Origin of the sequence: Candidatus Sysuiplasma jiujiangense (genome assembly GCA_019721075.1) — an archaeon.
Classification (GTDB): Archaea; Thermoplasmatota; Thermoplasmata; order Sysuiplasmatales; family Sysuiplasmataceae; genus Sysuiplasma; species Sysuiplasma jiujiangense.
Window position 1 is genome coordinate 13,041 of the sequence record JAHEAD010000007.1, and the last position, 18,452, is coordinate 31,492.

Annotated in this window: 11 protein-coding genes; 7 read left to right on the forward strand and 4 right to left on the reverse strand. The window is 50.6% G+C overall.

What is annotated here, in order from left to right; translation table 11 throughout:
* Window positions 1-82: 82 nt before the first annotated feature.
* Entirely contained in the window at window positions 83-2,467 is a 2,385-nt protein-coding gene (locus KIS29_05320; GenBank protein ID MBX8639742.1) for an ATP-binding protein, read from the reverse strand.
* An 868-nt stretch (window positions 2,468-3,335) separates the two neighbouring features.
* Here KIS29_05320 and KIS29_05325 point away from each other — a divergent pair.
* Together KIS29_05325 and KIS29_05330 are read left to right on the forward strand one after the other, a co-directional pair.
* A complete protein-coding gene (locus KIS29_05325) occupies window positions 3,336-4,556 on the forward strand; it encodes an ATP-binding protein (protein ID MBX8639743.1) in 1,221 nt (406 codons plus the stop codon).
* 21 nt (window positions 4,557-4,577) lie between these two features.
* Window positions 4,578-4,748: a hypothetical protein gene (locus KIS29_05330; protein MBX8639744.1), complete on the forward strand. Its 171-nt coding sequence runs from the start codon at window positions 4,578-4,580 to the stop codon at window positions 4,746-4,748.
* Between the two features lie 227 nt (window positions 4,749-4,975).
* Here the strand turns inward: KIS29_05330 and poxB are convergent, their stop codons facing one another.
* Window positions 4,976-6,709, reverse strand: a complete 1,734-nt coding sequence (poxB, locus tag KIS29_05335) for a ubiquinone-dependent pyruvate dehydrogenase (protein MBX8639745.1) — start codon at window positions 6,707-6,709, stop codon at window positions 4,976-4,978.
* A 438-nt stretch (window positions 6,710-7,147) separates the two neighbouring features.
* Between poxB and KIS29_05340 the strand changes: the two genes are divergently transcribed.
* The 4 genes from KIS29_05340 (at window position 7,148) to KIS29_05355 (ending at window position 12,485) form a co-directional block, all read left to right on the forward strand.
* Window positions 7,148-8,080, forward strand: a complete 933-nt coding sequence (locus tag KIS29_05340; protein MBX8639746.1) for an ABC transporter ATP-binding protein — start codon at window positions 7,148-7,150, stop codon at window positions 8,078-8,080.
* Window positions 8,081-8,084: 4 nt separating this feature from the next.
* Window positions 8,085-8,831 carry an ABC transporter permease gene (locus KIS29_05345; GenBank protein ID MBX8639747.1) on the forward strand — a complete coding sequence of 249 codons (747 nt, stop codon included), beginning with the start codon at window positions 8,085-8,087 and terminating at the stop codon, window positions 8,829-8,831.
* Between the two features lie 4 nt (window positions 8,832-8,835).
* Complete coding sequence (locus KIS29_05350; GenBank protein MBX8639748.1) at window positions 8,836-9,609, forward strand: ABC transporter permease; 774 nt, start codon at window positions 8,836-8,838, stop codon at window positions 9,607-9,609.
* Window positions 9,610-10,280: 671 nt separating this feature from the next.
* Window positions 10,281-12,485, forward strand: a complete 2,205-nt coding sequence (locus KIS29_05355; GenBank protein ID MBX8639749.1) for a thermopsin — start codon at window positions 10,281-10,283, stop codon at window positions 12,483-12,485.
* A gap of 1,036 nt (window positions 12,486-13,521) precedes the next feature.
* Here KIS29_05355 and KIS29_05360 read toward each other — a convergent pair.
* Complete coding sequence (locus KIS29_05360) at window positions 13,522-14,805, reverse strand: hypothetical protein (GenBank protein MBX8639750.1); 1,284 nt, start codon at window positions 14,803-14,805, stop codon at window positions 13,522-13,524.
* Between the two features lie 380 nt (window positions 14,806-15,185).
* Here KIS29_05360 and KIS29_05365 point away from each other — a divergent pair, with 380 nt between their 5' ends.
* Window positions 15,186-15,404, forward strand: coding sequence for a transposase (locus KIS29_05365; GenBank protein MBX8639751.1), 219 nt, complete (start codon window positions 15,186-15,188; stop codon window positions 15,402-15,404).
* A 788-nt stretch (window positions 15,405-16,192) separates the two neighbouring features.
* Here KIS29_05365 and KIS29_05370 read toward each other — a convergent pair.
* Complete coding sequence (locus KIS29_05370; protein ID MBX8639752.1) at window positions 16,193-18,421, reverse strand: hypothetical protein; 2,229 nt, start codon at window positions 18,419-18,421, stop codon at window positions 16,193-16,195.
* Between the last annotated feature and the right edge of the window lie 31 nt (window positions 18,422-18,452).

An 18,452-nucleotide genomic window follows, 5' to 3' on the forward strand; every position in this document is an offset into this window, starting at 1 on the left:
CAGTGGCCTATTTGATGAGGTTTTCCGTGGCAATCATTATCCCCATTGGCAGAATACATAAGCAAATGCTTCAGAAACACCATCAACCGTAAATCTTGGTCAACTCGCGGAATACCTGATCCAAATGTTTCAGACATAGTTCTTGGTCGGTTTTCCCATACTTTGATAGATGTTCCGTCCTACCGCGTACGACGTTCCCTCTTGCGCTCCTAATCCATATCAAGCTATTAAGAGAGTCCATCCAGATGTGTTTAGACTTTAGGCATTCAAGTAATTTCCCAGTCACAAGTTGAGCGTGTTCAGCTCGCAATCTCCCTGAGCCAGTGACATATCTCTTCACACCATATTTGTCTTCGTAGAACCACTCTTCTTTCTTCACGATAAGCGCATCAACATCAGTATTTCCTAACTTGCATAATATTGCAAACATCAGATTTTCAACACAGTCCCATGCCATAGATATTATCTGGAATGGAGGCGCAGTGGACCGTCTCAAACTTATGTAAATTTCCCTTGCATTTTCGTAAAAGATTATGTCTGGACCCAGGAGTAAAGGACTCTTGAATCTTACCTCAAGATCATCATCCTTCGACTCGGGTGGGGTTGGATTGGTGGAATAGTAAGTCACAAAGTCCCTCACGGAGTAATTGTCCTTCCTCAACCCTTTGAAGAGAGATTTCAACCCTTTGTTAGCAGCATAAACTGAGGAGCCATTGCTTAGCATAAGACTTCGATTCGCGATATACTTTAGTGGAGTAATAAAGGAGGGTTGAACTTTGTCGGCAGGCAGACCACGCTCCACGAGTTCAATAAGGTAGTTCCATCCTTCTGCTGCATTCATTCCGCGTCTTTCCATCTCCAAGTAGTAGTGGTAGATGGATATCATGCCATCCCTAGCTTCAGAGTCAACGAGCACTAGTCTGTCAATGGATTTTCCAATGGCGTTGTCAAAATCTCTCTGGTATTGTTCGATGATAAAGTCCTTGGAAATCACGGTCTGCTTTTTTTGAGCTCCGTATCTGCAAATGGCTTCCGCAAGAATGAGTGCTTGCCGTGGATTGCCACCACTAAGCGTTCTAAACAAAGATGAGCAGCCTTGTGCGAACACTTTATCATAAGAGGATCCTGAGCTAATTAGTCGTCTTTCCAACAGGTTTTGTACATCCTGAGTACTAAATGGAGACAGCTCCCATGCGTTTCGATAGCCCACGTATGAGAGTTCACTTGAACTTAGAAACTGACCCCACCTCTCTGCACATGCGAACACAACAATAGAAACCTCCCGCAATCTCGAAAGCAGATATTGCGAGCTTTTAAAGAAATCGACAACTAGTGGGTCTTTATCACTTGGCAACCTGTCAAGACTATCAACACAAATGATCTTCTTATTGCCGAGACGGACTGCCTCGACTATTCTCTCCGAGTCGATATCTTCACCTTTCCCTGTAACTCCTCTGTATATCGATTTGCAGACTATGTTGTAGATATCTGCTGAAGTCCTGACGTTCGAAATTCTGTCGGCGACGTCAGTCATGATCACGTCATACCTAGAATCAAATCTGCTCTTGATGCTTTGAAACAGTGTTGTCTTACCAAATCCTCTTCCTGCTATCAAGAGTTTTAACTCGCCGTTATTCCCACGCAGATAACCGCCAACTTCGCTTAAGATCGTTTTTGAAGAGGGTGTTTCAACGAATCTATCTGACCCAAAAGCCATTGGAATATCTATGAAAGGATTTCCGATGAATTTCCAATAAGACATCCAGTCATCGCCTTCGATGATGTCGGCATCCGAAGATGGAATGCTCTCAACTCTCTTGGGTGCGGCGGTAGTCAACCTTGGCCTGATAATATCGAGAACACTTTCTGGAAGACCCTGCTTAACTGAGGATAGGGCCGAATCCGTAGTCTGTAGCTTTCGAGGGAAATGCAGTTTTATGTTATTATCCCATAATGCATCTTCAACGATTCCTAATTCCCTGCCAAGTTTTCCTAACAAATTCTCGGAGAGATATGAAATTACGGGTCCGCTTATTGAATCTGGATACGAAGCACAGATTCGAACTGAGCCGTTTTCGATAGTCACAGCATCGATGTAGTAGCAGTTGAGCCAATGAAGTATGGATTCAGGAGAAAGCCCATACTGACCTATCTTGCTCATATCAACTCTCCTGAAGCTACAATCGAGTTCATCTGAAATCCTGAGCAAACCGGTAAGAACGCCAATGCGAACGTTGCCCTCGCCAAGAGGAGAATTTTCGTGGGGATCAAACTCAACGGACGATTGGTGCCGCTCACAGAGTGTAGCTACAAAGGGCAAATATCGACGAACACCACCATCGCTCAAACCTACCTCAAGAATGTTGTCATTTCCCTTGGCAATTTCCCTGACTAGATATCCTGAAGCTTTCCCGTGAGATGCCCTTATTACCGCGTATTCGTCATTAGTGAGTTCATCTACAGGCATATTGATACCATGGGCCCGGGGGACTTGCATTCCGACGTCATGAAACAAGACGGCTAATGCAAATATAAACAGCTCATCTTTAGTCAGTGATTTGGTGTCATTATTGGCCAAATTTTGGCCCAACAATCGATGAGCCACTGAAATGATGCGATCACAATGTGAAATTGAATGATCGGTGAAATTTGGCAGTAGATTGTTATTAAGTATCTTAGTGAGTTTGTAGCGAACCTGCTTCATGGTTTGAAATTGGAAAAAGTGCAAATGATCCTCAAGCCAATTCCAATTATCAGGTTCTTCCTCCTGCATCTATGAGCGAGATGTCATTTCAAGATAAGAATATGTCGAAGCTTCGGAATAATGGGGACAGAGTGAAGGGTAAGCGAGCAGCCGCCCAATGTGTGCCGACCAAGGCAGTTGACTGGATTTGTTGACTGCCCGAAAGTGTCATCCTAGGCAGAAGCGACAATAATGTAGCTTATTTTCTGTAACTGGAAAGGTCTCTCCTGTAATACCAGCCTTTTCAGCTGGATTGAAGGCATTCGCAAGGAGAGTTATTGACATTCAGATTTTTCTATCATAGACTCGACAGAAATCAGCCTGTCCGGCGTTACAGTATCGATGGGTCTGAACCAAGCGGACAAGTCAAGCACACTACAGGGCATGATGCATTGTCATTCGTGACAACTTTTCTGATTTTTGACTTAACAGAGATGCACAAAACGTGCAAGAAATTTCTTGACGGAGATCTTCATGGGCGATTGGTCGGCCTGTTGACACCCGAATGAAATCGCTTTTGCCAAGATTGCAATAGATGTTTCAACCAAAATACTTAAATTGATGAGTAAAATTACTTAATATATTGAGTAAAATGTCAGATATCGAAACTGCTTACCCGTTCCGACGCCCAATCCTGAACGTCCTGCTCAATCGCTTGAGAGAACCGAGTCGGTTCATACAAGTCCTGACAGGACCGCGTCAGGCTGGAAAGACAACTATGGCGACTCAGGCGATGAAGTATTCGGGATTACCGGCCCATTATGCCACAGCCGATGTGCCCGGCCTCAGGGATCGTTACTGGATTGAAGAGCAGTGGGATGTCGCCAGGAGACTAGCCGGTGAACAAGGTGGCAGGAGAGGGTTGCTGATATTGGACGAGGTGCAGAAGATACCGGACTGGTCGGAAGTGGTGAAGAAGCTGTGGGATGAGGAGGTGTCAAAGGGAGGGGGACTGCATGTATGTATCCTGGGTTCTGCTCAACTTCTCACTCAACACGGACTCTCAGAGAGCTTGGCCGGCAGATTCGAAACCATTCATGTTCCTCACTGGTCCTTTACCGAAATGTCACAGGCATTCGGATGGAATCTGGATCAGTACATATTTTACGGCGGATATCCCGGTGCTGCACATCTCGTGAATGATGAGCGAAGGTGGGCGCAATACGTTTTGAATTCTCTGATCGAGACAACAATATCGCGTGATGTGCTTCTGTTGACTCGCGTCGATAAACCCGCACTGCTTCGGCAGCTGTTCCTTCTTGGCTGTGAATACTCAGGACAGATACTCTCCTATCAGAAGATGATCGGCCAGCTCCAGGACGCGGGAAACACAACGACACTGGCACACTATCTTGAACTTCTTGCTGGGGCCGGAATGATTGCGGGTCTTCAGAAGTTCTCCGGCGCAAAGGTGAGGCAAAGGGGATCCATGCCGAAGCTGTTGGTGCTCAACACCGCGCTTATGACTGCCACTTCGGGATTTACACTTCAGGAAGCTAAAAGGAAACGTGAATTCTGGGGAAGAATCGTGGAGACAGCAGTTGGAGCGCACCTGTGGAACTCGTCCCTTGGAACAGGCATTCGGCTTTCCTACTGGCGCCATAGAAATCAGGAGGCAGATTTTGTTCTCTGGGACAAAAGAAATATTCTCGGTATTGAGGTAAAGGGCGGGGGCAGGGTCTATTCCCGAGCCGGACTGGACGCATTCTGTCAGGCGCATCCGGGAAGCGGAAGGCTTGTGATTGGCGCCGATGGTCTTCCCCTGGCAAGTGCGTTCCGCCTGACGTCTGAAAATCTGCTCCATACGAAATGAATGACATTACAACTGTCATGATTGACTCCGCGACAGTCAATCATCGTTGGAAGGGTAGTGGAAACAAGTCTTGGAGATTATGGGGGCATCAAAGTGACAGTTGACAGAAAAGGACCTGAAAAGGTGTTGAGAAGCATTGAGACGCAGCTTAATGCCGATATGAATTTACCGGAAGAATGCCACACTGCCTGAAGATAACTGTGAGATTCTCAGAGTGAACGTTTGAATCTGCACGCATGAGGATGAGACAGCGTGGACTTTCGGCTTTTACTTCCTTTGATTATGGGAGTTTTCCCATGACCAAACAGGTATTCATGCAGGTCCCTTGCCTGCCTCCTGGCAAGTATTGCTCTCACATTCTCTGAGAGTACACAGGATCTGCAGGAAGAATTGCAGTATATGTTCAATGGATCAGGTGTTCATCTGAACAATGCTGTCCTGGCAAGATCGATCACTTCGTCGCCTCTTCCGCTCAGAACGGCCTTTGCCATGTATAGCGTGAATCCCCTGATCTCCTCATAATGTATGCCCGGCGGTATGATGAGTTCGTTCCTGTTGACAGCAACGTCCACGAGGGCAGGACCATCATGTTTCAGCGCCTGGGAAATCGCCGGCTCAACCTCCTCGGGCTTTTCGGCCTTAAATCCGGGTATACCCGCTGCCTCTGCCACCTTCGCAAAATCAGGATTGACAAGATCTGTCCCGTACGGAATAATACCTGCGCCTTTCATCTCCAGCTCCACAAAGTCAAGCGCGCTGTTGTTGAACACGACGACCTTCACAGGCAGTTTGTGCTGGCGGAGCGTCATCAGCTCGCCCATGAGCATTGAAAGACCGCCGTCGCCTGAGAGCGAAATCACCTGTCGTCCCGGAAAAGCCGCCTGTGCCCCGATTGCAACCGGAAGCGCGCCTGCCATCGATCCATGCGAGAATGAGCCTATCAGCCTTCTCTTCCCGTTCATTGTGAGATAACGGGCCGCCCAGAGCGTAGGTGTTCCGACGTCGCAGACGAATATTGCATCCTCCGCCGCCAGTCTGTCGACTGTCCTTGCGGCATACTGCGGATGCACTGGCGTCTTCCCTTTCTTTCCGGTGGCGAGTGAATCGAGATCCGCCCTTGTCTTTCTGTAATGGTCGAGAGAGGTTTTCAGGTGTCCGTCCGCATCTGTCTTCTGCTTCAGATACGGCTTGAGCGCAATGAGCGTTGTCTTTACATCTCCGAGCAGCCCGAGATCAACCCTTGTTCTCCTGCCTATCTGCTCTCCGCGAATGTCCACCTGTATGACTTTCGCATGCTGGGGGTAGAACTGGCGGTAAGGGAAGTCTGTCCCGAGCATGAGCAGCGCATCGGAATTCATCATTGCGTAATAACCGGAAGCGAAGCCGAGAAATCCCGTCATGCCCACATCGTAGGGGTTGTCATGCTCTATGAATTCCTTGCCGCGCAGTGCATGCACTATCGGAGCCTGCAGTATGCCCGCAGTTTCAATAAGTTCCGTGTGGACGCCCTCACATCCGGCTCCGCCCAATATAGTCACCTTTGAAGCGCTGTTCAGGATATCGGCCGCATTTCTCACAGCATCTTCCGGCGGCCGGGCAGAGGGCTGCTCCGTTCTGACTGCAACAGCGGGCGCTTCATCTGAAAGGTCCATCAGTGAAATGTCGCCGGGAAGGACCACTACGGAGACGCAGCGTTCGGTGATCGAGGTGCGCATCGCAACCTCCAGTATGTCCGGCATCTGCTCCGGCCTCGACACAAGTTCGCAGTAGCGGGCGCATTCTCTGAACAGCAGCTCCGGGTGGGTCTCCTGGAAATACCTGCTTCCTATCTCCCTGCTGGGAATATGGGAAGCAATGGCAAGCACGGAAGCACGGCTGCGATAACAGTCGTAAAGACCGTTTATCAGGTGCATGTTGCCGGGGCCGCAGCTGCCGGCGCAGACTGAAAGGTTTCCCGTCAGCTGTGCCTCTGCACCGGCCGCAAAAGCGGCACTTTCCTCATGCCGTACACCGAACCATTCAATTTCTCCGGATCGTCTGTGTATGGCATCTGCTATGCCGTTAAGTGAGTCTCCCACAATGCCGTAGATCCTCTTCACACCCGAGGAGATGAGTGCATCTATCAGGAAGTCGGCGACATTCTGCCTGGCCATATTAATCTCCGGGGGACGATGGAGTGCATCTTATATCACTGTGACGAAAATACAGACCATGCAAAATACGGAAAGGAGCGCCGGGAAAAGGAAATCCAGAGTCAGCCAGGCCACTCAATTCATGTGCTTGCGGATATATCTGTTATTATGCATTATGCAAAAAAATCCGCCACTCTCCGGTGATGTATGCTGATAGCTTGTTTTTCAGTCGGGCAAAATTCTCTACAGGAAAGGAATGCGATTAGGAAAATGTGACAACATTCCGCAAAATCCAAATTCATTTGATAAGGAATAAGTGCAGTGAAATTTACATGCAGCGACCGGACTGCCTCCTATGAATGTTTCCGGCTCCTGCCCAATCCGGCGTGAATCCGCGCTTCTGCAGCTGCTGCCTGCAACCCGGGCTATTCTTATATGACGGTATGCTTCGGGCTATCCGTGACCAGTGAAGCGCTCCGGGCTGTCGGACTCAGGAAGACATACCATCCTCGCGGTGCATCTGCCGTTGAGGCGCTCAAAGGGGTATCCATGACACTCCAGAAGGGAGAACGGATAGCCATCCTCGGCCGTAATGGCGCAGGAAAGACCACTTTCCTGCGCATCTGCTCAACCCTCCTCCTGCCGACATCGGGTACGCTGGAAATCTTCGGTAGCGATGTGGTGGTCCACCCGGAGCAGGTCCGGCCGCTCATTGCAATTGTCCCGCAGGAGGGCAAACCTTTCTACCATCTGACACCCCGCGAGCAGATATACGCCTACCTGAGGGCCCGCGGGATAGACAGGGAACAGGCGAAGGCCAGGGTGGCGGAGGCCCTTGGTCAGATGGAACTGGATTCAGTGGCTGACAGATTGTCAGTCACGCTCTCCGGAGGGCAGAAGCAGCGGGTCATGGTGGCAACTGTCATAGCCACCAAGGCGCCGCTTCTTTTCCTGGACGAGCCGACGATAGGCATGGATCCGTTCGCGAGAAGAAAAGTATGGGATTCACTGCGCAGCCTGACGCTGCAGGGTTCCACGATTTTGCTGACTACACACTACCTTGACGAGGCTGAAGAACTCTCGCAGCGTCTCTACGTCATCGAGGGCGGGCGCGTTCTTATCGAGGGCACCGCCTCCTCCATCAAACAGCAGGTCGGGGGGACGCTGAAGGTGTCGGTCGCCAACGGCAAGGCGATAAGGGAGCAGCTTTCGACATTCGGTGAAATCGTTCCGGACGGGTTAACGATACATCTAATCACCAGCCCTGAGCGGATAAACGAAGTAATGGCCCTGGCTCTGCATAACGGCCTTTCCGCGACGGTGGGACCGGTGACGCTCGAAGAAGCATTCCTCAGGATCGTGGGACGATCAATCGATGCAGGGGAGGAGTGAGGGATTGCCTATGGGTATGATGTGGACCGGCATGAGCAGCTTCATGGCAACGGAGATCCGTGTCCAGCTCCATGAGTGGTTTGCCGTCGTTACCGGCTCACTTGTGCAGGTGGCACTGCTCGTCTTTGTCTGGGTATGGGCTCCGGGCCTTCTTTCATTTGCACTCATCGGTTCACTGTCATATTCCATGTTTCTCGTCGGGCAGCGTGTCCTCAACGAGGCCGCCTATATACGTGTTGACCACAAGCTGAACGAGCTCTACCATGCCAGTCCGCTGTCCCCCGAGTCGTACTTCCTCGGCATGTCCCTGGGCATACTGATTGCCTACCTGCCTCCGGTAATACTCCTCTTCGCATTTCTGGAGATACTGCATCCGATGAATCCTCTTTCCGTACTCGCGCTCATTCTTTCGCTCCTGTCGGTATGGGCCTTTTCCTCCGCACTGGGCTACAGCATTTCGACCAGGTTCAAGGACATGAAGACCATATGGCCCTACTCGAGCCTGCTCACCAACATGTTCGGCATACTCCCGCCTGTCTTCTATCCGCTTCGGTACTTCGAGGCCTCCCTGCGCACTGTCGCACTGCTCATACCGACCAGTTCCTCCGTTGCGCTGGTGGAAAATGCTGCCGGCATGGCGGCGCTCACGGGCCTGGAGGTACTCACTGCTGCAATTTCTCTTGCGCTTGAGGCCACTGCTTTTCTCGCCTTCGGCATCTACATGGCAAGGCGCACGGCAAGGGAGGCATGAACACATGAAAGGTGACGGGAGTGACGGGATGGCGACAGCCGGAACACGCAGAGGGAAGATATTTCCTGCCTTCGCGCTTGTTGGCTGGCGATGGATTGCACGCAATCCCATCGCCGTTGCTGTGCCGGTGCTTCTGCCGTTCTTCTTCCTTTACTTCCTGCATCTGATATCGCAGCCGAAATACTTTCCGCTCGAGGTTGCAGGCGCCATGCTCTTCACGACACAGAACATAGGAAGCTGGTGCCTCAGCGATGCCGCTGAAATGCGCCTCGAGATGAAACTGCAGGAATTGTTCACAGCCTCCCCTCTTGACCGCATCCGTTATCTCTTCGGCATTGCATTCTCAAACCTCATACCTGCGGCGCCGGCTCTTGTCGTATTAGGCATACTGCTCTCGTTTGTGACGCACGTTTCGCCGGAGGCCTGGCTGGTTCTCGTGGCTTCCATCTTCGCAGTGTGGATACTCTATTCGGCTGTCGGCCTTGCCCTGGCAAGCCGTGTCAGGAGCCAGATGGAGGTCTGGCCTGTCGGCAGTCTTGTTTTCACATTCCTCGGCATCTTCTCTCCGCTTTACTATCCTCTTTCAGTGCTGCCTCCCGCATGGCAGGTTGCGGCGCACTTCCTTCCGGCCACTTATGCCGCCCTCCTGGTCCAGGGGGCGCTCGGTTTCACCAGCGTGACAGTCGGCGGCATGCTGCTGAACGCGGCGCTGCTTGTCATTTCTACTCTCGCCGGTCTTGTCATTGTCCTCCGCCTTTATACCTGGCGCGAACGCTGAACATACCCCGGAACAAACGGCAGAAGAAAGGCACATGGCTTCCGGACAGGGTGCATCAGGACTTCATTACGCTGCCCTGGAACGGTTTAAAGGGATACAGGCAATTTGCACTTGAGAAAGAGGGCAGGCCCAGCAAGCGGATTACAATGACGGCACTCATGGCCCTCAGGAGGGTCCGGGAAGCGGCCTGATCACGCAAAGTCCCGCGGGCATCCGGACCGTGTGGATTGGAGGAACCGTGCCTCGGATGAAGCGAACGAAACACATGGGGGGAAGCGCAAAGCAGTGCGAAAATCGCACGCAGCCAAACCATCCGTTCAGACATGTTCCTGCTTTCTCCCTGCTTTGAATGGCAACACCACCGGCAGGAACCTGTTGTGCAATTACAGACCGGTTAAGCATTAAGTCAGGATTTCTGGACATAATCATAAAATTGCAAGGAAAGTTGAAATATCGAGTTGGAGATTCTATCCGAGGGGAAGTAAGTGAAACCTCTGTTGTCAGTGTTTTGTGTTGCATTGCTGCTGGTCGCATTCGGTACTGCGTTGGGCACGGTCCACACCGGGCCGGATAAAGCGTTTACCGGTAAAAGTGCGGCAGCGCCATTGAATTCGGCTCTTCCCCTGCAGCCGCGGAGCACGGATCAAAGGGCGGCAAATATTCTGAATGAATTGAGATCCAGGCATGTTCCTGTTAATTATGCTCTCCTGCCCAATTTCAATGCCAGGGTCTCGATTACAAAGGGAACGGTTTCTCCCCTTTACACCTCTTCTCCGGCTCCGATGGGGATCGGTGATTTCGGCCTGATTAACACAAGCTCAGGCATTGTTGGTTATAACACCACGACTTCGAGCATAGAAGGAACCATAGCATTCAAAGGGCTCCAGCCCTTTTATCTGCTGAATGATGCGCCTCAGACGGTCACTGTTCAGCTCAATGCTGTACTGGACAATGTAACCCTGTTCGGTGTTCCTGCGTACAGCTTCTGGACACAGAATGTCTTTTTTTACTCGCAGAGAACGCACACGCTGACCTTCCTTGACAACATATGGAACTTTTCGAGCCCTGCCTTTGATTTCACGCAGAACAGTCTGTACAAACACAACGGAACCATAGTAGCACCTGTGTTTTATTTTGATGTGGGACCAACGATAAGCGTTGGCTATCCTTTCACCGTCAATCTCTATCTGAACTCCACCGTGCTTCAGGACAGGACGGCCGTGTTCTTCAACTACTCCATCTCTTCCCCTACCCTGCATTCCACGAAAAGCGGATCTTATGACGAGGTGCTTTTCAATTCAACTTCCCCCGGTATTTCCACGCCAACAATGCCGGCACCCTATCTGATTAGCGGCACCACAGTCACGCCGACCGGGTATCTGCTCTATGATGCCGAGCTCATGATAGGCGGACCCGGAGGCGGCAGCACAACATCAATTTACAGCATAAATGGCACAATGCGGCTGCAGTACCTGAATTCAACAACCGGAGTCTACAACAATGTGCAGTCCGCATTTGACTTCGGGACGGACACCGGTGAGACATCCGAGGGTGTTGCAGTCTACTGGACTCAAAATGCAGTGGCCCACCTGACAGCAGGGCCGTCCCTGCTCTACGGTATGTGGAATTTGTCCTCTGGCTCACAGGCCGGAGCGGACATCATGATAAGCGGCACTGTCAGTCCGTCCAATGCATTTCTCTTTGTGAGCGGCGGAAGCTCATTCAACAACACATCGGCCGCATGGGCGCCTGTGCTTCCGAACGGCATGTTCAACTTCAGCCTCCCTCAGGGAGTGTATTCCGGTGCGGTCCTGATGAGCAACTATGAGCCGGAGTACAATTTGCAGATGGGACCGGATATGACTGTAATGCTCACGGCCAACGCCTCGGAGGGAGTGTATACACCCCTGTTTGCATTTAACAATATGCAGCTTGCGAACCTTTCCAGCAGCGGCAATGGCACTATGAAGAGCCCGTACAATATCACTGCGACTGTGATAAACCCGATAAACCAGCTGTTCGGCGAACTGAATGACTTCTTCTTCCCGGTATTCCCTGGAGTAATGCTGGTCAACACATCATCCTATGCAGTGCTGATGGGCCTGCCCTCCTTCTATATACAGTATCCGGTTTCACAGCAGTTTGCACTCGAATTCTTCGGATTCCCGATATGGAATTACATGCCTTTTGAGACGTACGGCGCTTCGAATGTGAGCATAGTCGGATCGCCATTCATTAGCGGCTGGTACCCAGTGTTCCTGTACGGTTTCCCTCTTGCGAATCTCATCGTATGGAACTCAAGCAGCGTGCTCATCGCCGGAAACTACTTCTCAAGCATGGGCAGTTCAGCGCTGATATTCAACAGCACCGATGTGCTTGTATGGGGCAATGTATTTGCAGAAAACAGCCTCGCGGGTATTTCGGTTACTCACCCGACCCGTTACTTCGAATTCGAGCTGGCACCCATATATCCTGCCACGGTTCCGACCGGTCTCAGCGTCTTCTCATCCGGCGATACAATTTACAACAATGCGTTCATTGTCGATCTTCCGGCGATCAGCCCCGACTTCAACATATACACATTCGCCGGCGCGACTTATATGGACGCATGGAATGTGTCATTCCAGCTTGTCAAGAATGCAATGCCGTACACGTTCAATGGAATTGCAATTCCGCCAGTGAGTATTACGGGCGGCTCATACCTGGGCGGTAACTTCTGGTACAACTATCACCCGCGCAGCACACTGAAACTTCCATTCAACGACAACGGCTGGATCGCGAACGGAGGGGACTATGTCCCGCTTGTCCTTGGAAGTTCCCAGTCAAGCAGCTACAACAGTGTCCTTCAGCCGCTTGATCCTGGCATCAGCGCATAGGGAAGCGTTGCCGGCCATTAAACCGGCCCGGCTGCGGCAATACAGTTTACGACTGTGAAATCGGCACTTGTTCATGCGACCTTGAAATACCGGACTCGAAGCCGCCGAAACAGCACTTCCAGTGCAGATAAACCGCTCAATCATATCTGAAGAAGGATGCGAGTGTCACAACGAACACAGTGGGTGCAGGCATACACAGGATACTGTTTTTCAGGTGAAAAGATCGTTGCTGCCGAAATCCGATGCCCCCGGTGCCTGCAGCAATGGGCGCCCGAAACGCGATGACCAGATAGCAGATGTAAATTAACATGGCGGCCAAATGTGCTCCCTTGAGATTTCTTCCCTGCCTCCTCTGCCGTCGCTGGCAATCCCTGAACCGTTGGATGGTATCGGGCTCAAGCCTCAGTATCCCGGCGTGCCTGAAGCATGCACGTGTTCGCATCATGGTTATGAAAATGGTTGAACAGGGATGCTTGAATGAACACCATCGATGCTATGGAGGCGAATCGGTTATCCCTGATTGCTTACTGTAGAGTGCCTGCAGGTGCTCCGAGCTTGCAGGATTGTATATCCGGTTGCCCTTTGTGGGAGAACAGGGCCTTAAACTGTCTGTGATCTGCCACTCTATATTTCTCATGGGCGCGGTAACAGCTGTCTGTCCCCAGATCACTCTTAACTGCGCCGTGATCACGCAAAACCGGAACTGTCTTGGCAATGGGGATTATCGCGATCGTTTGTAGACACCATTTTCCAGGCCAGTGTAAGAACATTGTCCATGTTGTCTTCAGGCACTTCCCCGGCTCCGTGTATGCCAGCTGACGCAGGAAAAAGGCTCAGTCTCATTGTCCCATGCAACGATCGTTCGCAAATTGCGATGGTGATGCAGGAACAGGTAATTCCGCACGGCGCTTCATTCACTGGAAAACCGTGTTCATCTGCCTATTGACAGCTTCGTTTTGCCGGAACACCGCTGTTCTCCATTGTCTGCCTGCAGCCCGAGTCGTGTTACGATCCTGGCATTTCATCTGATCCACCCCTAACCGGCACCGCAGAGCCTTTCAGTGTTCCTGGAGGCGATCCTCAGGAGAGCCTGTGTGGTTGGTGATGCCGGATACGATGCCTGAGACAGCAGATTTGACGGATTAAAGGCGTATCCCGTGAATTTCTTCCCGCTGCCGGACCATAGAACTGTCCCTTCATCGTCCCTGGTTACAGGCTTTCTGAATATCTCCTGAAATGAACTGCCATGGAATACTGCACAGGTCAGGATCTGCGGCTTCAGGTTTATGGGATCGATGACTACGCCGAGAAAGTAGAGCTGCAGCCTCCCTGTCTTTCTTGCTTCGTCAAGTTCCCTGAATGGTTTGTCTGCGGCATAATCGGGTACGGGCCTCGCCTCCTGATCGTGTGTGCCCAGCAGCTCCTCGTCGTACTCCCTCATTATGTTCTTCCAGAGATCAAAGTCTTCAGAGAGTGCTTCCGCGCCGTCGTTTGTAGGCTGGAACTCGCCTGCGGGTATCACGTGCACCGAACCCTTCCCCTGCGCTACATCGCGTTCGCTGCGCCTGTGCAGCACAAATTCAAATCTTCCCCCATTCTCATAAACGGTCAGCGTGTTGATGCCTGCAACTGCGCATCTTGTTCCGAAATTTGCGGGATATCCGGCAGTCTCCCTGACTTTCATCCTGGGCAATGTCTCCGGCGCTGCCCTGTCGTCATCGTGTTTTACGAAATACCTCGCAATTTCATATGCCAGCACTTCCTCGGTGTCATGGTGGTCAAAGTACTTTCCCGCGGTAAACCTCAAAGAGAATGAATCATGGTCAGGCTCAACAGAAAGCAGCCTGTAGGCATTCCTGTTGCTGAAGAGCGACGGCCTGTCCAGTGTTGAAACAGCCTGCGAATACCTGTGGTAATTGTGGAACCAGATTGCCCCCGGTCTGTGCGGGAGCAATTTCGAAGCCTTCTTCAGGATACTGCCGTATTCATTCTGCCTGTCTGCGTTCATCTCGAGTATTATTCTGACCCGCTCGAGTTTCATAGGGCTGGCAGGCAGCCAATCCCTTTTGAATAGAACGGGACCGGTGTATTCGGCACCTTCACCTCCACCGTGGTACATATCCCCCTTCAGGCCGCTGTAGTACCCGAACGCTGCAGTGGCAAGAGTCGTGACCCTTTCTTCCCTTAGATGTTTCCGGATGTCGATGAACTCATCCCTGCTTCCGGTCAGCCAGCCCCTCAATCCGAAGAAAATTGCCACGGCTGTGACAGCAATGCCTATCACAGCCACATAAAGAGCCAGCATACCCTGGGAGTACAATTCAGCTCACCTCTTCAATAACCGCTACAGTGCGTTGCCGCCGGTCTTTCAGCATAATCGGGACGGCATCCGAAGACATGTCGAAAATCGCACACAGCCAAATCATCCATTCTGACATGCTCCTGTTTTCTGCCACATAATTTATCGGTAACACAGATAATCCATTATAAATTCAACTCATGTTTACGTCTAAACGAGCCTAACCGGTCGATTCGAAACAATACGGATACCGCACTGGTCATTTTCTGAAATGCTGCAGTCATTCGTGTAGAAGCTGACCATTACATGTTTTTACCGGGAAAAGGTTGCGAAACCCAATGACTTCGACCGTGCGATAGATGTATGCATATAAACTTCATCGGCAGGTGTGAACTGTAGCCATAAAGGATTTCTGTATATTTGTTCACAATCTCCATTCTCAATGTTGTCCGAAGTACAGGAGGCACCAGCTTGTTGACAGCATCAAACAAAAACCGGAAAGCACCATCATGAATGTTGCTACCGAACATGAATGGGACATCCTTGCAATGGAGGTGATGTCGGACCGCGTCCGGCTGTCTGTCTCCTTGGTTCTAAGGACTTTTCCGCACAGGGTGTGACTAAGACGTTCGAGGGGAGGAGTTAGATAACCGCTCTGAATCATTCACGAAATCACAGGGAAACCGGCAAATTTTGATATGCCGGGATTCGGTGCGCCGCGAACTTCGGAATCACGGGCCCACCAGTGAAAACTATTATGAAACTCTCCTCCAAAGGCAAGAATATCGCGAATGTTTTAAGGAGGCCGGATGACATCCTTCGCAGGGATCCGTAACGGCTCTGAGGACAGACAACGAGGCTTTTACCTGAAGGGCTGGACTAATGTGGAACAGGAGAAGCTCACATTCATCCCTGGTCAGTCCGGCTGGTTGGGCGCCTATCCGTCAGTGATTCTGATTTGAGTAAGAAGATATCTGCCAGGCAAACTAGAGAATCGCCTGGCGCCCATCTAATGACAAGAAGGACGCTGGTTTCATTCAGGGGGAAAATGGCCGGAATACAGCGATAATTGAGGATCAGGAGCAGCTCCATGGTGAAATTCACGTGCAGCATTTCAGGAGAATTGCCTCGACAAAAAGCACGAGCTATTCCGTGTACTGGCCATACGGGACAAAGAAAGTTTGCCTTGATATGGAACTGGGTTTCCTATCGGAGCTTCGAATACATGATTACATAAATCTGAGAGTCAAACAAGGGGAGACGGAGCGATGAATTAAGGCAAAATAACCGCCTTAATTCCAATGGACCGTAGAAGAAACTGTTCACATGACTATTTGTCAAACAGAACAGTGAACAAGTTGTTCATGCAAAAATAAAAGGGAAATGGTTTGGGGATGGGAGTTGCGGACTACTGTTTCCTGGATGTGAATTTTGCTATCAACACACCTGCACCGAGACCGACGAGCAACGCCACTATGGTACCTGCAATAATGAATAACGGACTGACGGATGGCGCCGGTGCCGCTTTTGCTGTCGTTTTTACCTGTGTCGATGGATGAATGAAAGAGACGGTTATAAGCGCTGAATTGCCCTGGACGACAACATTCCCTGAAGCAACTGAAATATTGTATCCGGAAACTGCACCTATTGAAAATTGATACGTACCATTCGGAACAGTAAACGACATGATTGCCGATGTTGTGCTTTGTGACGTTCCATTGAATGTTACAGTCCATGACTGACCGGCTGCAAGACCCGTTTCTTCAAAGGAGACTGTATATTGGGGCACCACTGTTTTGACTGCGGGATACTGTGAGACATCATAGGTGAGATTCAATGCATTAATAGATCCGATACCTGTCCAGTCATTCCAGCCATTGCCCAGATATGTGTTGTCGGAGATGCTTCCACCAGGCTCAAGGTATTCGACTTTGGTATATGCGCTGTAACCGTATGTGCTGTTATACCCGAGGTTGTAAAGCGTGGGTTGTATCCATCCGAGCGGATATGCGGTTACACCATGACTGTGCGCAAGCATGGATTCCATATCTGCAAAAGTACCGGCTAAGATGGGGGCAGCAAAGCTCGTTCCTCCCCCGGCATGCCAATTGCCGTTGACTTCAATCGCGAGAGACGATGCTGGAGCTGAAATATCAGGCATGGACCTGTTGGCATATGTTGAGGGAACGGTAATCGCTTCACTTGTCTGATATGCGGGTTTGGGATAGAAAAAGCTTGATCCTCCTCCGCTGCCGACGGAAAGCCCGTAAAAAGATCCTGATGGGACATACCACGCATACTGCCCGACAATATTTCCGGTCGAATTGAGGACCGGGTATATTCCGCCCACCGCGACAAAGTACGGCGTGTCCTCGCCTATCAGGTAGTTGATATTGTGGCTATCAGATGAACCTTCAAAATACGTCGTGCCTTCAGCCACCGCCTGAAGACTCATCTGCGTGTAAGACACAGACCATGCCGCATCGTGATGATATTGAAATGCACCCCAGCTGCTTGTAATTGTATTGGGGTCTATGACATTCAGCATGTAATATATTTCGAGCCTGACACCGTTGTCACCGAGACCAGTGAGATTGAATGCCTGCTGTATGTCGTATATGGATGCCCCGGGTGCAATGGCTGCAGACCATTCGAGATCAAGCGACTCTTCGCCACCCACCCGTGCGGTATTGAGGCCGTTTGCGGTAAGATTTACAACGTGGACATGCGTCGGATAAATGCCATACGTATGCCAGAATAATTCTTCTGCTGTCATATTAAGACCCTGTCCGACTCCGACTATGCCGATTTTCTGGCCTGTCCCGTTATATCCACTGGACAACAGAGGCGATATCTGGTAGAACTGTTCCAGATTTGCCGGCGTCAGCATGCTCTGGGATGCATTCGGGGACCCGGTATTGTCCTGCATCTGGTACAGCCCGCCTCCGACCGCACTCTTGGTGAGCAATACTTCTGATGCGTAACTGAGTCCGTGCACATTGACGATGTCATGGGAAAAGATGAACGGCACACTGGGGCTCTCATTGTTGGTAATGAATATCGAGCTCAACTTCTGGTAGGTATAACTGTTTTCCGTTGGTAGTGTAGTGTTGTAATCATACAATGTTATGCCGAATGCCTTATCGATTGTTGTTATGTTTGCCTGTAGTATTACTACAAGCGGTGCATATGGATATGACCACACCTTGAATCCCTCTGAACTGTAATACGATTTTATTGCCGAAACCGTGGCGTTGGAAGGATAAAATTCAGCACGAAATTGAGAGGGTGTCAGATAATGATGATAGAGAGCATTGCCTGGCGTATTCAATTCATTCACTAGAATGTAAAGATATGTCAGATTTGTAAGGGCCAGATAGAGTGTCACGTTCAAAACAGTACTGCCGTTTGCCGGTCCCATATTGGTAAAAAAACTGCTGAACTGCGGATTGGATATGAGATAAGGCACGTTGCCGGTCAGCGGTACGAGCCGATATGGATTCGGCCGGATCACCGACACCGATGACGTCGCGTTCTGTCTTTTTACCAATCCCGCTGTCCCCATCATTATGGCGAAGCCTGTGATAATCACCAGCGCTGCCACAATGAATGCTGCCACCTTTCTGTGTGCTTTCATAATCTCACTCCGAACAGTAAAAGGTTTTGGG